The following is a 16,603-nucleotide window of genomic DNA, read 5'->3' as shown; positions in this document are numbered from 1 at the left end:
CTATCGACGAGGAAATAAAGATTATTCAGCGGTTAGCTCGGCCTTTGGCCAGCGGTAAGTCCAAAATCTCTCAGTCATTTGCATAGCCAAAATCTCTTCTTTACGGTCGGGATTTTCGGCAATGTCGAGTTCCAGTTTCTTCATAAAAACTTCCGACTGTGAGCGGTGAGCTCGTATGGCGGCCATTTTGCGGTCGATCACACTCGATACGTCTATTACGATGTCCGGCGGGCCTAACACTTCGGGGCAATTTTTGGAGAATGCTGTACCGTGAATCTCCGGTCTTTCAGCTTCCGGCAGACGCCGGACCGCACGGATGGCAGCTGCCGAAAGAGCATCATGGTCGGGATGCACGCCATGTTCCGGATAATAAGTGTAAATGCGGAACGGACGGATTTCCATAATCACTTCAAATATCCTGTCAGCGAGTTCTTCCGGATCTTCGAACTGAAGAGTCTTGTCGCGCAGCCGCCACAGACGCAAGTCCTGTATGCCGATGACTTGACAAGCGTCACGCAGTTCCTGCTCGCGGATTAGCGGTAAAGATTCCCGGTTGGCAAAAAATGGTTTGCCCATTCGGCGCCCCATCTGGCCCGACGTGGCACAGATCAGTGTAATGGGCACGCCCGCATTGGCATGCATGGCAAATGTACCTGCTTTGCCGAAAGTCTCGTCGTCCGGATGCGGATATACAGCCAATATAGGTTTAGTCATATGCCTTGCTCCTTTCTGTCTGGCGGTTATATTTCAAACGGCTCAGTGCTTAGATGGAGGGCGATTCTCAGCTGGCCGTCATCATCGTGTCCGGCAAGCAGCAGCTGCTCTCCGTTCATAACTTCATAATCGGTCAATCCTTCGGCGTAAACCCAGCCGAGCTGCATTTTCAATCCGACGCAATAGGGACCGCTGCCTGTGATTTGACCGCGCTGGTAATTTATTGTGCCGTTGCGGATGAAGGCGCATGTAGAAACTGCACGCTCCCCCTGCAGGGAGGCGTACGACCCGTTGGTTGTTTCCAGATGAAGGTAAACTTTCCGGTCCAGAAATTCATCCAGCTTCTCTTGAACTAAATGTTTATCAATGACCTGCATCCCACTTTCAACTCCCTCTGATTTAGTGTTTTTCACTTTGGAACCTGTGTCATCCGTTAATATTCTTCTTCCACTCCAACAGCTCCCCGGCACATCGTTGCTCGACCAATGAATGAAAGCTGTAAGGCGGCAGCCGCCTCGCCAAGGTAAATTGCCCCGTTAATAATTTAATAAAATATCTTTCCGGTTTCTTACTTCATTGACCATGTTAAAACGGGAAAATATATTTGTCAATTGTGCGGTATTCAGTCGAATTTCGGCTGAATGTGTACTTCGGGTGGACACATATTGCGGGATTATGTATTCTAGAATGATCAGTGCGTTCGGTGTGTTTTTGATGAGACAATTTTTGCTCGGTGTCACGAACGATCTGATGAAGCCACGCAGATATAAGTTGAACTGCTATGCATCATATGTGTTACTTGATTACTCTGCAGCTATCGACGCAGCATCGCATGGCACCCTCTTCAGCGCAGAGCACCAGGCAAGACGAACAGGAAAAGCTCCTGCTAATTTAGCCCGTGAGCTCTTTAGGAGTTTTCCCGGCGAATGCATTTGTTTTTTTCGGTGGAAATCCGGCCCGGATTCTTAAGTTGAAACACGCAAAACCGGTTATAATTGAATAAACACCTAGAGAATACGGGGAAAAGAACCGAGAAGGAGGTTTTTGTGATGGATTATAATTTTGACGAATGGATTGAGCGCACCGGCACAGGCGCTGCCAAATGGGACGCCAATGAAGCGCGGGTCGGCCGCAAGGATACGATACCGCTGTGGGTGGCCGATATGGACTTTATGTCTCCCCAGCCCGTCGTGGAGGCGCTTGTCAAGCGCGCAACCCACGGCGTGTTCGGCTATGCAATGCGACCCGACTCGTGCCTGGATGCGGTTGTCGAATGGCTGGGCCGCCGGCATGGGTGGCTTATCGACAGGAAATGGATTTCGCATAGTCCCGGCGTCGTGACGGCATTAAGTGTCATTGTTCGCGCTTTCACGAGCCCTGGAGATGAAATCATCATTCAACCGCCTGTCTACCACCCTTTTTATGACGTTATTGAGAAGCAGCACCGCGGGTTGGCACTAAATCCTTTACGTTTTGACGGCATACGATATGAAATGGATTTTGAGAATCTGGAATCTGTCATTACGGAACGCACCAAGATGCTGCTATTATGCAGCCCTCATAACCCTGTCGGCCGCGTATGGTCTCCCGATGAGCTTCGGAGGCTTGGTGAAATTTGCGTAAAATACAATATTCTCATTGTGTCTGATGAAATCCATAACGACCTGGTGTTTAAAGAGTTTGCTCACACCCCTTTGGCGTCAGTGTCCGAGGAATTTGCAAACCTGAGTATAACCTGCATAGCCCCCAGCAAAACCTTTAACCTGGCCGGCCTGCACACGTCGTTTGTGATCATTCCGAACCTTGACCTTAAAAAGCGGTATGATCAGGAGCTGTCGAATTCTTTTATCGGGGGCGCCGATGTGTTTGGGACTGTGGCGGCGGAAGCCGCATACCGGCACGGGGATGAATGGCTGGATCAATTGATTCGTTACCTGCAGGGAAACCTGGATTATTTGATTGAGTTCATCTCCACGCATATCCCGCAGATAAAAGTCATTCCCCCGGAAGGCACATACCTGGTATGGTTGGATTGCAGAGACTTGGGTTTAGGAAAGGAGGAGCTGGACAGGTTTATGATTGAGCAAGCAGGCTTATCCCTGAACGCAGGCCACATGTTCGGACCGGGCGGGGAGGGCTTTCAACGCGTTAACTTTGCGTGCCCTCGGCCGCTGCTGGAAAAGGCGTTAAACCAATTGGCGGACGCTGTAAGGGGCTATCAATCATTGTGACGGGCTGGCTCGCTGAGCGCAATGGAGGCTGTTGGACGATTGGCGTGGAGCCGGTAACGATTCATAAAAGAGGAGCGGTCGGGTGATGCTGCCCAAAACATTCTCTTCACCCGGTTACAGAAACTTTCGTTTTTTATGGTTCGGCACGGCTATGGCGAACAGCGGACAATATGCATTTACCGTTGCAGCCAGTTGGCTGGTCTATTCGCTTTCTCAATCTACTGCTCTTGTGGGGACGACTGTATTTGCTTCCATGATCCCGGGCGTATTGTTCGGCCCCTTGGACGGCGTCTTGGTCGATCGCTATGTGAGGAGGCGCTTATTGACGCTCTCTTTCTTGCTCGGCGCCTGCAACATCGGATGTTTGGCGCTGCTTCTAAGCTTCTGATATGCAAGACCTTGGGTCATTATCCTAAGCGTTTTTTTGTTAGGGATCTCTTTCAATATGCAGATAACGTGCTCCAACTCGCTTTTGCCTCATTTCGTGCCCAACAAGATTTTGTTCAATGCAACCGCGTTGCAGGGGGCCGTACAGCAGGGAGCGGGGTTTTTCGGTTGGGGCTTAGCCAGTCCGCTGCTTTCTTTGTCGGGACCGCAAAAGGATCGGGTAATTTCGAAAATTTACTTGTTTTAATTTTGTTTGGAAAGGTTTATATTAATCTAGTAACCAGATTGTAAGCGCTATTAATGGTTATGATGTATTATTTTTATAGAAATGGGAGGTCAAACATGAATAGTTATGTGAAAACGTTTTCTATTATGCTCACCGCATCTATGGCGTTAACATCATTGGCTGCTTGCAGCCGGAGTGAAGACACAGCGGCACCCGCCAAAACCAATGACCCGGGAAAATCGGCACAGCAAAAAGAAATTACGCTGAACTGGTCTTTTGGTAAGGACGCTACGGGGGTCAGTCCAAAGCTGGCCAAAATGTTTGAAGAGAAGAACCCCGGCACCAAAATCAATGTCATGGAACAGCCTTCAAAATCCGACGCCCAGCACAACGATTATGTAACCAAGCTGTCTTCCAAAGATACCAGTATCGATGTCATGAATATCGACATTATCTGGCCACCGGAATTCGGCGCTTCCCAATGGCTGGAACCGCTGAACGATTACTTTACGAAAGAGGAGCTGGACAAATTTCTCCCTGGTCCGGTACAAGGCAACACCTATAACGGCAAATTATACGGCATCCCTTACTATACCGATGCGGGGCTGCTTTATTACAGAAAGGATATTCTGGATGAGGCCGGAGTTAAGCCCCCCAAAACATTAGACGAGCTGAATAACCTTGCCAAAACCTTGAAAGGCAAGGGCGGGACCGAATTCGGCATGGTTTATCAGGCTAATCAGTACGAAGGGCTTGTGTGCAACGTACTGGAATATATCTGGGGCAACGGTGGAGATGTTCTCGGACCGGACAAAACAGTGGTCATCGATTCCCCTAACAACCAAGAAGCCTTAAAGCTGTTCGCCGGCATGACACAATCCGATCTCGTACCTAAAGGAATCACCACATATTTGGAGGCGGATTCACTCGCTGTTTTCACGGAAGGAAAATCCGTATTTTTAAGAAACTGGCCATACGCTTGGGCAGCCTCACAGGGGGAAGGCTCCAAGATTAAGGGCAAGGTCGGAATCGTTCCGATGCCGATGGGTCCGTCAGGCAAAAGTCCGTCCGCGACGCTTGGCGGCTGGAATCTCGGTATCAACGTTAACATTTCGAAGGAAAAGAAAGACGCTGCGGTAAAATTTGTAAAATTCTTGACTTCCGACGAGGCCCAAATATTCCAGGCTGTCAACGGCGGCAGAATTCCGGTGCGCAAGGATTTGTTCAAAAACGCCGATGTACTGAAAGCCAATCCGCACTTTGAGTCTCTTTACGATGTGTTTATCAACGCTAAGCCGCGTCCGGTTTCACCGATTTACCCGCAGATTTCGGACGTTATGCAGATTCAGGTGCACAAAGCGATAACGGGTGCTCAACCTGTGGATCAATCCTTGAAAAATATGCAAAAAGACATCACCGACCTGCTGGCCAAATACAAAAAGTAGCACTCATAAAATGGGGCAGGCCCTTCGCAGGGGCTGCTTCCTTTCTTCGCTCGAGATATCAGTGCCGGATTCGCCTCGAACTTTTCACTATAGACCTGGCGATGAAGGCGTAATGTAAGCAGGGAGGTTTTGCACGTGAAGAATCAGCCTGTAAATTTGGGGGGGCCGTCCGTCAACGCAAGCAAGAAGCGGTACTTCAACAGCCAAAGACAGGAATCGCTTCTGGCTTACCTGTTGGTGGCGCCGGCTCTGCTGACGATCGGTTTGTTTGCGTTATATCCGATTTTAAACACCGTCTGGCTCAGTTTGCACGAATTAAAGCTTAATATGCCTTATTTGGGAAATCCGTTTGTCGGTGTGAAACATTACGCAGTTATCGGTTCCGATGAAAGATTTTGGGCTTCTCTTTGGAATACGCTTTATTTCACCTTTTTCTCGGTTCTGCTTGAATTGGTTTTTGGATTTGCGATAGCGATTTTGATTAACCGCAGCTTCACGGGCAGGGGGATTGTCAGAGCGGCCGTGCTTGTGCCGTGGGCCATCCCGACTGTAGTGTCCGCCATGATGTGGAAATTCATGTTTAACGACCAGCTGGGGATTGTGAACGATCTCTTGGTGAAAGCGGGCATTCTCGACCATTATATCGCTTGGCTCGGGAGCAAGGGGACCGCTTTGTGGGCTATTATTATCACGGATGTATGGAAAACTACACCCTTTATGGCTTTATTGATCCTGGCGGGCCTGCAGGTAATCCCGGCCGATATTTATGAAGCTGCCAAGGTTGACGGCGCGACGCGTTTCCAGCAGCTTGTCAGAATCACGATGCCATTAGTAAAGCCCGCCGTTATGGTGGCGCTGCTGTTCAGGACGCTCGATGCGTTCCGCGTGTTCGACGTCGTATTCGTGATGACCGGCGGGGGGCCGGCCAATTCGACGGAAACGCTGTCGATGTATGCGCAGACGACCCTTATGCGTTATCTGGATTTCGGTAAAGGGTCCGCTTTAGCCGTAATTACTTTTCTTTGCGTTATGTTCATCAGCTTCTTTTACATTAGATTCCTCGGAGTCAATACAGATAAGAGGGCGTAGGAGGGATTCCCGTTGCTCATTGATCGCTTGAAAACCGTACTGTTCCATGCCGCCGTCTGGCTATTCGTGCTCTTTATCATGTTTCCTTTTTTCTGGCAGATCATTACATCGTTTAAACCGCCGGAGCAGCTGTACAAAATGCCTCCTGACTGGTTTCCTTCCCCCGTTTATTTCGGCAGCTATATATCCACCTTTACGAAGCACCCGTTTACCATTTATTTGGAGAATAGTCTGATTGTCGCGTCAGCCAGCACATTATACAGCGTCGTGTTTGGATCGCTGTGTGCGTATGCCGTTGCGCGGCTTCATTTTAAAGGGAAAAATGTGATACTGATGGTGGTCCTGACAGTATCCATGTTTCCGGCGATAGCCATTCTTAGCCCGCTTTATATTTTGCTCAGGGACTTCAAATTATTAAATACGTTTCAAGGCTTGATCCTTCCCTACACGACACACGGTTTACCGCTGACCATCTGGATTCTGGCAAGCTTCTTTCGAGAGATCCCATCCGAACTGGAGGAGTCTGCAAGGATCGACGGTACCTCCCGTCTCGGCGCATTCTGGAGGGTCATCGTTCCGCTCGCCACTCCCGGTATATTTACGACCGCTATTCTTGTCTTTATAGGAGCGTGGAACGAATTTTTGTTTGCACTTTCTTTTATGTCCAAAGACATTATGAGAACGGTGCCCGTTGGAATCGCGATGTTTCAGGGAGAACACGACCTGCCATGGGGAGATATTTCGGCTGCCTCGGTTATCGTAACGATACCGCTTATCGTGATGGTGCTTATATTCCAGAGAAGAATTATCTCTGGGTTGACGTCGGGAGCCGTGAAAGGCTAGTCGTTTGATTTCGTGTTGTTTGAAAAGCGCCCGGTAAACGGGTGTTTTTCTTAACGTTAAAGAATGTTTAAGTGCGTTAAAGGATTAAAGCGAAATGAAAAGCCAACTGAAATATTATTATTGACATTACAGGTAACCATTGGTTATTTTTCACATTTGCCGAGATTAGCCGAAAGCGATTCAGTTTTTTTGAAAGGAGTAGATAAAATTATGCCAAGAAGACTGGAAAGCCGGTCACAAGATACCAAAAGGACCATTTTAGCAGCAGCGGGGCAATTATTTGCAAAGAATGGATATGAAGGGGTAACCATGCGGGAGATCGCCAAGGAAGCCGGATGTTCTCATACGACCATTTATATTTACTTTAAAGATAAAGAAGCGCTCCTGCATGAGCTTTCTAAGGGGCCGCTTGAAGCGTTAAAGCTGCAAATGGAAGCGGAATTATTAAACAAAGAGTTATCTCCCGCGGACCGGCTGAAATCAGTGGGCAAAAAATTCATCTATTTTTGTCTCGTCAACCGGACTATGTTCAATATTTTCTTTCATGCAAAAGCGTCCAGGGTGGATGAAGAGCATCCCGCATCAGAAATTCAGAAGCTAAGAAACCAGCTGTTCGCCATGCTGGGTAAGGCACTGAAAGAGTGTTTGCGGCAGGGTATGGATGACGATGCGCTGCTGGCTTCTTCACGTGTTTATGTTTTTCTCCTGCACGGGATGATCGGCACTTATATCAGTTCTGAGGAAGACGCGGACGGGTTGATGGGGAGACTGGATTCGACTTTTGATCTGGGTCTGGAGGTACTGACAGCCGGATTAACGGATAAGTTTGCAGTTCACAGGAGGGAGTAGGGCAATGAGTTTTATAGTGTTCATGATTCTTTTTACTGTTGTGCTGGGATGGTTTGACATCCCGCATTACATTGTGGTAACCAAAATCTCCATGTAATAACACCGGGAAATCATGTCATTATTTGAGCTATATTTCTCAAGTATTAATGAAAGGAGTGAATTTCCAACAATAAACTACATATGAAGTCCAATCCGTCCATCTATTATAAAACTCCGAAATATTCAGCAAGGATTATGAGAGCAGCAAATCGAATAAGAAAGATATGATGCTTTTAAATGAAGTCACTATAATGCAGAATCGCTAACTTGACGAGGGGGGAAAGCCGGTTGCAATTCATGACAAAATATATCCGGAAATACTGGAAGCTGTTCTGTCTTGCGGTTTCATGCGTTACGTTGGAAGCCGTGTGCGATCTGCTGCAGCCGACCATTATGTCCAGAATCATCGATGTGGGCGTAGCGAACAGACAGCTGGACTACATTCTGCGCATGGGAGGGCTTATGCTGCTTATCACGGCCTTGGGCGCGGTGTCCGCTTCTTCCCGCAACATCGTGGCCAGCCATGTATCGCAGCGCTTTGGTACGGAACTGAGATCCGACATGTTCAAGAAAATTCAATCCCTTTCGTTTGAAAACATCGATCATTTTGAAAGGGCTTCTCTGGTGACCAGGCTGACCAACGATGTCACACAGGTGCAGAACTTTGTGAACGGGCTTATGCGCATTTTTGTGAAAGCGCCGCTTTTGTGCATCGGAAGCCTGATCATGGCCGCGCGGCTGAACCCGCATCTGTTCATAGTCTTGGCTGTAGTCGTGCCCGTTATCGCCCTGCTGGTCGCCTGGAATATGAAAGTCGGCTTGCCGCGATTTATGCGGGTCCAAAAGGCGCTTGACAAAGTAAACGGAGTCATCAGGGAGTATTTGTCCGGGATCAGGGTTGTCAAAGCCTTTAACCGTTTTGATTACGAAACGGATAAATTCAATGCGGCTAACGCTGAATACCAGGACAAATCCGTACGCGTTATGCGGCTCACCTCCATCTTTAATCCCGCCATTATGCTTACGGTGAACTTCGGAATAATCGCTGTCATTTGGCTGGGCGCCTTGGGGGTGCAACGCGGGCAAATGCAGGTGGGGCACATCATCGCGTTTATCAACTACATGACGCAAATTCTTTTTGCCTTAATGATGATTTCCATGGTGTTCAATATGTTTGTGAGGGCCCGGGCTTCAGCCAGCCGGATGGGAGAAGTCTTCTCCCAGGTCAACAGCATGCAATGGAAGGACGGGGCTTCACCAAACCCCGATGCAAAAGGAAGGGTGGATTTCGACAATGTTTCGTTCTCATATGAGGGTCCGTCAGGAGCGCCTGTCATTAAAAATATAACCTTCACCTGCATGCCGGGAGAAACGGTTGGGATTATCGGGTCCACCGGTTCGGGGAAAAGCTCGCTGGTCGGCTTGATTCCAAGGTTCTACGATACCGTCAGCGGTACAGTCAAGGTCGGCGGAGTGGATATAAAGAAGATCGATCCGAAAAAGCTGAGAGAGAAGATCGCGGTCGTTCCGCAGAAAACCGTCCTTTTTACGGGCACTGTCATGGAAAACATCAAATGGGGAAAAGCAGACGCGACGCTGGAAGAGGTTGAGAGCGCAGCGAAGATCGCCGAAGCCCATGAATTTGTTACATCTTTTCCGGAGGGCTACCAGGCGAGGTTGGGACAGCGCGGGGTCAACTTGTCCGGAGGGCAAAAGCAGCGTGTTTCGATTGCAAGGGCTTTGATCAGAAAGCCGGAAATCCTGATACTGGATGACTGTACGAGTGCGGTTGATGTTGCTACGGAGGCCCGAATCAGAGAATCCTTGAAAAAATACGCCGCAGGCCTGACCTGCCTGCTTATCACCCAACGGATCACTTCTGTGATGGACGCGGATAAAATCGTGGTTCTGGAGCAAGGGGAAATCGCAGGCATCGGCACTCACGAGCAGCTTTTGCGAAGCTGCGAGGTTTACCGGGAAATATTCCAATCCCAGTCGGGGAAGGAGATGCGTGCAGATGTCAAAGCCGAATAGCCCGAAGAATGCCAGTCGAAGTGAGCCGGACGCCCCTCTTCTGCACGCACCGGGCAGGCCGGCAGGCTTGGGCGGCCGCGGCGCTCAAGGTGCTGCCGCGAAACCGAAGAATTTCAAAGGGACCCTTGGAAGGCTGTGGCTTTACCTGGACAGGGAAAGAAAACTGTGCTTGACGGTCTTTTTATTTATTTTGCTCGATTCTGCCCTTACTTTGGCCGGCCCCTATCTCATCGGTGTTTCGATTGACGCGTTGACGGGCGGAGCCGTCAATTTCAGGCTGCTTGAAATCGCCCTTGCCGCTCTTATCGCATCCTATTTGATGGACGGCTTGCTCACCTTTTTGCAGAGCTGGTTAATGGCAGGGTTGTCCCAAAGAATCGTAATGAATCTCAGGCGCACTTTGTTTGATAAGCTTCAAAAGCTGCCCTTGTCTTTTTTCGACGCCCGTCCGCACGGGGAAATAATGAGCCGGCTGTCTAACGACATCGATAACGTAAGCAACTCAATCTCCCAATCCATGGCGCAGCTGATGTCCGGATGCATTGCTGTGACGGGCTCCCTGGCCATGATGCTCTGGCTTAGCCCTACGCTTACACTGGCGAGCCTGATTACGGTGCCTTTAGTGTATTTGCTCGCACGAACCATAACCCGCAGGACGGGTGTGTTGTTCAAGGAGCAGCAGGCGCAGCTTGGGAAGCTCGGCGGCCATATCGAGGAAACGATCTCCGGCATCGAAATGGTCAAAGCCTTCAACCACGAGGAAAAAGCGGTCGAAGAGTTCGAGTCGGTGAACACGAAGCTGTTCGAAGTCGGATTAAAGGCGCAGATCTGGTCGGGCTTTCTAATGCCGCTGCTGAGCGTCATCAATAATATCGGTTTTGCCGCTGTCGCCATAGTCGGGGGGATGCTTGCAGTGCAAGGAAATATAACGGTTGGGGTTATCGCCAGCTTTTTGAGCTATTCGAGACAGTTTGTCAGGCCTTTGAATGAGCTCGCCAATATATATAACGTATTGCAATCCGGGGTGGCAGGCGCGGAAAGGGCGTTTGAGGTACTGGATGAACAAGAGGAGCCCGCGGATCCGCCGGGAACCGTCGTTTTGGACAATCCCAAAGGCCATGTCGTTTTTGAAAATGTCAGCTTCGGCTACCGGCCGGAAGTGCCTGTATTGAAAAACGTCAGTTTTGCCTCATCGGAAGGGACCAGTTCCGCACTGGTAGGACCCACGGGAGCCGGAAAGACGACGATCGTCAATCTGGTAACCCGTTTCTATGACGTCACGGGCGGTGCCATTTACATAGACGGCAGGAACATCAGGGAGTATACGAGGGACAGCTTGAGGCGATGCTTCGGAATCGTCCTCCAGGACACTTACTTATTCTCGGGCACAATAAAGGAAAACATCAAATACGGCCACCCGCAAGCGACAGATCTGGAAGTGAAGGCGGCAGCCGCCGCAGCCAACGCCGACTCGTTTATCGAACGCCTACCCGAACGCTATGAAACCGTACTGACGGAAAATGGAGGGAATCTAAGCCAGGGACAAAGGCAGCTTTTGGCGATCGCGAGGGTCATCCTGGCCAAGCCTTCTATACTCATTCTGGATGAGGCGACAAGCAGCATTGACACGCGGACGGAGCTGCATATCCAGGATGCTTTGTTGAAAATTATGCAAGGGAGGACCAGCTTTGTCATCGCCCACAGGCTGAATACAATACGCGAAGCAGACACGATCATGGTTATCGACCACGGAGAAATCGTGGAAAAAGGCAGCCATGATGAATTAATTCGTAAGAAGGGCGAGTATCACGATATGTTCTTCAACCAGTTTAAAAATCTGGAACAAGCCCAATAATAGTCGTTTACGTGAATACTTGGTTCTGAGCGGTGTTGGTTGAGATTGGATATCTGATATGATGGACAAACAAAAGCCAAGAGGGGGTTTTTCCGTGCACATTGCGCAAATCAGGGAAATTGCCGAAGCCATCAGACGGAATGTGGGCCAGGTCATCGTCGGTAAAGAAGAAGTGATCGACAAGCTTATTATTGCTATCATCGCCTCAGGCCATATCCTGCTTGAGGACGTGCCCGGCACAGGGAAAACATTGCTCGCCAAGGCGGCAGCGAAGTCCATCAACGGTTCCTTCAAACGCATTCAATTTACGCCGGACCTGCTTCCTTCGGATCTCAGCGGAATCAATTTTTATAACCAAAAGCAGTCTGAGTTTGAATTCCGCCCAGGGCCGCTTTTTACCAATCTTCTGCTTGCCGACGAGATCAACCGGGCCACACCGCGCACGCAGTCCAGCCTCCTTGAATGTATGGAAGAACGCCAGATCACTATCGACGGGGAAACGCGAGCGCTTAACCGGCCCTTTATCGTTATCGCTACGCAGAATCCCATTGAGAACCAGGGTACCTTTCCTCTGCCTGAGGCGCAGCTGGACCGGTTTCTTTTTAAAGTACGGATGGGGTATTCGAGCCCGGACGAGAGCCTTGCAATCCTCAAAAGATTCAAGTCCGGCAATCCATTGGAAACGATTACAGGGGTGGTGGCCGCTGAAGATATTGTTGCCGCTCAAGAGAGCTATTCCCAGGTCACAGCCGATGACGATGTGCTGAGATATTTGATCAGGCTTGTAGACAAAACGCGAGAGCACAGCGAAGTTTCGATAGGGGTAAGCCCGCGCGGCGGGCAGGCGCTTTTGAAGGCGGCACAGGTGCATGCCATCCTGCAGGGACGCGATTTCGTTACGCCCGACGACATAAAAGCGAATGCCAAGACTGTGCTTGCGCACCGCATTCTTTTGAAGAACGCATTAAGAGCGAGAAGCGGCTCGGCAGAGGCGGTTATCGACGGCATCCTGCAGGAAGTGCCGGTGCCCGCGGAAGAACAGTTGTTTTCGAGATAGGACGTGTGGTATGGGAATCCATTGGTTTCTTTTTATAACGGCCATCATTCTTATTATTCAGGGGTTTGTTTCTCGCAAGTTTGGAACCAGAAGGCTGAGCTATCGAAGATACTTCAGCACGAATGCGTGTTTTCAGGGAGACGAAATCGAGATGGTGGAGCAAATCGCGAACCGCAAGCTGCTGCCGGTGCCATGGCTGCGCCTCGAATCGCTGCTGCATGCCAGCCTGAAGTTTGAACGCCAGCAAAACCTCGATATCAACGATGGGCATTGGTTCCAGAACCACAAAAGCTTTTTCAGCCTGCTGCCGTACACTCAGATTACAAGGCGGCACAGGGTTGTCTGCCTTCGCAGAGGGTGCTACCGGCTTCACACGGCTTCCTTGACCACAGGGGACGTGATGGGTTTGCACAAAACCACGCTGCAGGTTGACTTGGATGCCGAGCTTCTGGTTTATCCGTCCATTGCGAATGCCGGAGAATTGAATCTGCCTGCGAGCAGCTGGCACGGGGATATGACAGTGAGGCGCTGGATTGTCGACGATCCTTTCCTGATTTCCGGTGTCAGGCCGTACCGCTTCGGCGATCCGATGAAAGGCATCAATTGGAAAGCGACAGCGAGAATCGGCAGCCTGCAGGTTCACAATCACGATTACACGGCGGAAAACCGCTTCATGATTTATTTGAATGTGGAAGACCACGAGAATATGTGGGACAAGGTTGAAAATGAGGACTTGATCGAGAAAGGCATCTCTTATGCGGCAGCCGTCGCTCAGCAGTCTGTCGATAGCGGGATGGAGGTCGGTTTTGGCAGCAACGCGCATCTGATCGATGCCACGAAGAAGGCGATCAGGATCGAGCCCGCACGCGGATCGGACCAGATGAATGCCCTGCTCGAAACCATGGCACGAATGGTGGTGGCCAGAAGTATTCCTTTTGACACTTTCCTGGAGGAAGAGGCTTTGCGCGCACGTACCCGGCAGGACATTCTTATCATTACAACGTTTGTCAGCAGCAAAATGCAGGCCCCAATCGAGCAGCTTCGTTATGACGGTAATACGGTGGAGATTATTGTGCTGAAGGATGAGACCTCGGAGAAAAGGAAGGCAGGTGCCGGAACATGAAAAAGAAATGGATGGAATTTCTTATTGTTCTCTTAAAAGGGGGAATCGAGCTTCTGCTCTTTCTGCCGGTGCTTCTCGCGGCGGGCTATTTTTTGCCTGTTCCTTCTTCCGTCTGGGTGTGGATAGCGGCGCTGCCGTTGTGCTACCTGACGGGTTTTGCGGCGAGAAGCTTACTGCCCTTGCAGCGGGTATACCAGGTTTCTTCGCTGTCCCTTCTGGCGGGGGCAATCTGCAGCTATTCCTTGTCCGGCGCCTCCTATGCTTTCTTCCTGATGCTGCCGCTCTGCTGTTTGGCGGTTTACAGGGGAGCTTTGCTGGTGTCGGCGGCCTGGTCGGATGCGTTTCCGGCGGTTCTTTATATTGTCGGGTTGATCACTTACTTCGTGTCATCCGTTATTTTTCGGTTTATCGCGGATTTTCCGTTTTACCCGCTTCTCACTTGGGGCGGTTTGGCGGCGCTTGTCGTCACTCTTCTTGTGTGCAACCAGCTGAATATGAAGGCAGAAACCCTGTCCGGAGGTAAAGGCGCTGCGTTGACTCCCGTCGTTCTCTGGCAGAACCGTGTTTGGGTGCTGCTTCTGTTCTGCGTCATTGTTGCGGTATCTTTGTATCGGCAGCTTGCGGAGCTTTTCGATCAATTGAAAAAATTGGTGTTCGCCCTGCTGCTCAGGCTATTCGCCGAACATCCGCTGCCGCAAAAAGATGCGCCGGATTCTGTAGCGCAGAACAACCTGTTCGGCTCAGGGCATTCTGCGCCGCCTGCAGCTTGGCTAATTTGGTTGGAGAGAGCCGCAGCGGCCATGGCGGTCATTATCGGGTTAGTGCTGCTTTATTTAGCAGGCAAAGTGATCTTCTCCATGCTCAGGCGCTATTTTGTGTGGCTTATTCGGGTGTTCCAATCGGGTTATAAGGAGCGCAGCGGAAACGGTTACCGGGACGAGGTGGAAAGTATCGCGGATTGGGGCCGGATGCGGTGGCCGGGTAGGCCGAAAAGCCGCCGCCGGACTGTAAAGCGCTGGGAGCAGCTGAACGGCAATAAGGAGCGGATCCGTTATTTATACCAAAGCGTGCTGCGGCAGACTGTAAGAAAAGGGTATGGACTCAAGCCGTATTTTACGCCGAAGGAAACGGATGAAGATATCCGGCGCTGGAATAAGGAGGACGGACAAGGACTTGGCCCTCTGGTTTCACTGTACGAGCGGGTGCGGTATGGAGATAAAGAAATCAGCGACCGCGAGGTGGAGTCGGTGAGACATATTGGAGAAAAGTGAATGGGAACTCGTCTTTGTTTATAATAAAGTTATACGACCGAACAGTGGAGGGATTTTTATGCCGAATCAAATAATTCAGTTGTACGAGTATCATGTTTGGGCCAATCGGCGCGTGTTTGAGCATTTGCGGAAGTTGCCGGAAGACTTATGGACCAAGGACATGATAAGCGTGTTTCCATCTGTGTGTTCATTGATGTCGCATATCTACGCAATGGACACGATGTGGTTTAGCGTAATGCGTGAACGTCCGTTCGACGAGGCGAGGACACTAGTAATGCGGCTGATTGAGGAATCAAAAATGGAGAGCTTGGAAGGCATGGAAAAGCGATTCATGGAAACAGAGGCTGAGTATAAGGACTTTTTGATTACGTGTGAGCCAGAGAGGGTTATCTCCCTCGCACATCCCGTGTTCGGTTCGGCTGACACTCCATTGTCAGGCTTAGTACAGCACGTCGTGAACCACGGCACATACCATCGCGGCAATCTGACGGCTATGCTGCGTCAATCCGGACATCCTGGAGTTCCGACCGATTACGCCTTTTATTTGTTTACGGTATGAAGCTATTGGCCTGAACCAAAAACTTTTTGCATGAAGAATTTTAGTTGACAAATTATCGAATACATGATAGAATTAAATTCTTTTGGCATGATGTTCATTGCTTGCTATGATAAAACCCTAGTCCGGATTTGGGAAAAATAAACAACGGCATGGAGGGGTCATATGCAAGTTGCCGCTGGAGTAGAAATGCTGCAAATTTCAGCAACCATGCTGGGAAAAGTGGATGTTATCCATCCTACGCTTCTCTGGGACGAAGATATGGTGATTTTGATAGACACGGGGTATCCCGGCCAACTTCCATTGTTCCGTGAGGCTATGCAGAAGGCAAACGTTGACGTACAACGCATCTTAGAAATAGCAGCTTTATTGATCAAAGGCATCGAAGAAAAGCCACCTGAACGACAGTTATGTCTCAGAGGCTTTTTTTTGTTGTTAAACGCGCTCAATTCGTATGCCACATGCAGTGTGGTAAAAAAATGTTTGACTATCCATCCAAGAAATGTCAATTTATAACAGAGAGGCACTTAGCAATAGCGGAAAATAATGGAATGGAATATACGCCCCAAATTGGGGATCCTCACCACTACATAAAGAGACAGCTGGAATTAAATATTGACAGATCTTCAAGTTGCAGTGTCCAATTTGGAAGGGCCCTCGAATTTTATGCAAAGGTGTGTGATAGTGATGCAAAAGCAGCTGTCAGCGTTCGAAAAGCCAGACATTAAAGCTTGGTTCCGTACATATTCCAATCGCTTGCACAGTGATCCATATCCGTTTTATGCTTAGTTGCTTGAGCACGAGCCGCTTTGTTTTATAGAAGAACGCGGGTTTTGGGCGGCCTCCGGATACGAAGATGTCAACCGGATCTTGAAGGATCCGGT

General features: G+C 49.7%; 15 protein-coding genes. 13 read left to right on the top strand and 2 right to left on the bottom strand.

Annotated features, from left to right (window positions below):
- Window positions 1-21 precede the first annotated feature (21 nt).
- Both bshB2 and ACZ5N7_RS08445 read right to left on the bottom strand, forming a co-directional pair.
- The gene (bshB2, locus tag ACZ5N7_RS08450) at window positions 22-714 is read right to left on the bottom strand and encodes a bacillithiol biosynthesis deacetylase BshB2 (RefSeq protein WP_464658696.1); all 693 of its coding nucleotides are present in this window, start codon (window positions 712-714) and stop codon (window positions 22-24) included.
- A 26-nt stretch (window positions 715-740) separates the two neighbouring features.
- Entirely contained in the window at window positions 741-1,091 is a 351-nt protein-coding gene (locus ACZ5N7_RS08445; protein ID WP_464658694.1) for a YojF family protein, read from the bottom strand.
- 672 nt (window positions 1,092-1,763) lie between these two features.
- On the opposite strand from ACZ5N7_RS08445, the gene ACZ5N7_RS08440 reads away from it, so the two are divergent.
- The 13 genes from ACZ5N7_RS08440 (at window position 1,764) to ACZ5N7_RS08380 (ending at window position 16,235) form a co-directional block, all read left to right on the top strand.
- The gene (locus ACZ5N7_RS08440) at window positions 1,764-2,945 is read left to right on the top strand and encodes a MalY/PatB family protein (protein WP_464658693.1); all 1,182 of its coding nucleotides are present in this window, start codon (window positions 1,764-1,766) and stop codon (window positions 2,943-2,945) included.
- An 85-nt stretch (window positions 2,946-3,030) separates the two neighbouring features.
- Entirely contained in the window at window positions 3,031-3,333 is a 303-nt protein-coding gene (locus tag ACZ5N7_RS08435; protein WP_464658691.1) for an MFS transporter, read from the top strand.
- Between the two features lie 341 nt (window positions 3,334-3,674).
- Window positions 3,675-5,003: an ABC transporter substrate-binding protein gene (locus tag ACZ5N7_RS08430; RefSeq protein WP_464658689.1), complete on the top strand. Its 1,329-nt coding sequence runs from the start codon at window positions 3,675-3,677 to the stop codon at window positions 5,001-5,003.
- A gap of 135 nt (window positions 5,004-5,138) precedes the next feature.
- A complete protein-coding gene (locus tag ACZ5N7_RS08425; RefSeq protein ID WP_464658687.1) occupies window positions 5,139-6,092 on the top strand; it encodes a carbohydrate ABC transporter permease in 954 nt (317 codons plus the stop codon).
- Between the two features lie 78 nt (window positions 6,093-6,170).
- A complete protein-coding gene (locus ACZ5N7_RS08420) occupies window positions 6,171-6,935 on the top strand; it encodes a carbohydrate ABC transporter permease (protein ID WP_464659197.1) in 765 nt (254 codons plus the stop codon).
- 210 nt (window positions 6,936-7,145) lie between these two features.
- Window positions 7,146-7,784 (top strand): TetR/AcrR family transcriptional regulator, encoded by a 639-nt coding sequence (locus tag ACZ5N7_RS08415; RefSeq protein ID WP_464658685.1) that lies wholly within the window; start codon window positions 7,146-7,148, stop codon window positions 7,782-7,784.
- Window positions 7,785-8,111: 327 nt separating this feature from the next.
- Window positions 8,112-9,857 carry an ABC transporter ATP-binding protein gene (locus ACZ5N7_RS08410; RefSeq protein ID WP_464658683.1) on the top strand — a complete coding sequence of 582 codons (1,746 nt, stop codon included), beginning with the start codon at window positions 8,112-8,114 and terminating at the stop codon, window positions 9,855-9,857.
- Window positions 9,841-11,712: an ABC transporter ATP-binding protein gene (locus tag ACZ5N7_RS08405; RefSeq protein ID WP_464658681.1), complete on the top strand. Its 1,872-nt coding sequence runs from the start codon at window positions 9,841-9,843 to the stop codon at window positions 11,710-11,712. Before ACZ5N7_RS08410 ends, ACZ5N7_RS08405 begins: the two co-directional genes overlap by 17 nt.
- Before the next feature lie 94 nt (window positions 11,713-11,806).
- Window positions 11,807-12,769, top strand: a complete 963-nt coding sequence (locus ACZ5N7_RS08400) for an AAA family ATPase (RefSeq protein ID WP_464658679.1) — start codon at window positions 11,807-11,809, stop codon at window positions 12,767-12,769.
- Window positions 12,770-12,779: 10 nt separating this feature from the next.
- Window positions 12,780-13,892: a DUF58 domain-containing protein gene (locus ACZ5N7_RS08395; RefSeq protein WP_464658677.1), complete on the top strand. Its 1,113-nt coding sequence runs from the start codon at window positions 12,780-12,782 to the stop codon at window positions 13,890-13,892.
- Window positions 13,889-15,163 carry a DUF4129 domain-containing protein gene (locus ACZ5N7_RS08390; protein WP_464658676.1) on the top strand — a complete coding sequence of 425 codons (1,275 nt, stop codon included), beginning with the start codon at window positions 13,889-13,891 and terminating at the stop codon, window positions 15,161-15,163. Before ACZ5N7_RS08395 ends, ACZ5N7_RS08390 begins: the two co-directional genes overlap by 4 nt.
- A 58-nt stretch (window positions 15,164-15,221) precedes the next feature.
- Window positions 15,222-15,722, top strand: coding sequence for a DinB family protein (locus ACZ5N7_RS08385; protein ID WP_464658675.1), 501 nt, complete (start codon window positions 15,222-15,224; stop codon window positions 15,720-15,722).
- 162 nt (window positions 15,723-15,884) lie between these two features.
- Window positions 15,885-16,235 carry a hypothetical protein gene (locus ACZ5N7_RS08380; protein WP_464658673.1) on the top strand — a complete coding sequence of 117 codons (351 nt, stop codon included), beginning with the start codon at window positions 15,885-15,887 and terminating at the stop codon, window positions 16,233-16,235.
- Window positions 16,236-16,603 lie beyond the last annotated feature (368 nt).

The organism is Paenibacillus sp. JCM 18996 (genome assembly GCF_055392555.1).
Note: the sequence above shows the minus strand (reverse complement) of the source record. Positions and strands in the feature narration are given on the sequence as shown.

Excerpts from the sequence above, each read along its gene's own strand:
- bshB2 (WP_464658696.1), bottom strand. The coding sequence starts at position 714 with ATGACTAAACCTATATTGGCTGTATATCCGCATCCGGACGACGAGACT.
- ACZ5N7_RS08445 (WP_464658694.1), bottom strand. The coding sequence starts at position 1,091 with ATGCAGGTCATTGATAAACATTTAGTTCAAGAGAAGCTGGATGAATTT.
- ACZ5N7_RS08440 (WP_464658693.1), top strand. The coding sequence starts at position 1,764 with ATGGATTATAATTTTGACGAATGGATTGAGCGCACCGGCACAGGCGCT.
- ACZ5N7_RS08435 (WP_464658691.1), top strand. The coding sequence starts at position 3,031 with ATGCTGCCCAAAACATTCTCTTCACCCGGTTACAGAAACTTTCGTTTT.
- ACZ5N7_RS08430 (WP_464658689.1), top strand. The coding sequence starts at position 3,675 with ATGAATAGTTATGTGAAAACGTTTTCTATTATGCTCACCGCATCTATG.
- ACZ5N7_RS08420 (WP_464659197.1), top strand. The coding sequence starts at position 6,171 with ATGTTTCCTTTTTTCTGGCAGATCATTACATCGTTTAAACCGCCGGAG.
- ACZ5N7_RS08415 (WP_464658685.1), top strand. The coding sequence starts at position 7,146 with ATGCCAAGAAGACTGGAAAGCCGGTCACAAGATACCAAAAGGACCATT.
- ACZ5N7_RS08405 (WP_464658681.1), top strand. The coding sequence starts at position 9,841 with ATGTCAAAGCCGAATAGCCCGAAGAATGCCAGTCGAAGTGAGCCGGAC.
- ACZ5N7_RS08395 (WP_464658677.1), top strand. The coding sequence starts at position 12,780 with ATGGGAATCCATTGGTTTCTTTTTATAACGGCCATCATTCTTATTATT.
- ACZ5N7_RS08390 (WP_464658676.1), top strand. The coding sequence starts at position 13,889 with ATGAAAAAGAAATGGATGGAATTTCTTATTGTTCTCTTAAAAGGGGGA.
- ACZ5N7_RS08385 (WP_464658675.1), top strand. The coding sequence starts at position 15,222 with ATGCCGAATCAAATAATTCAGTTGTACGAGTATCATGTTTGGGCCAAT.
- ACZ5N7_RS08380 (WP_464658673.1), top strand. The coding sequence starts at position 15,885 with ATGCAAGTTGCCGCTGGAGTAGAAATGCTGCAAATTTCAGCAACCATG.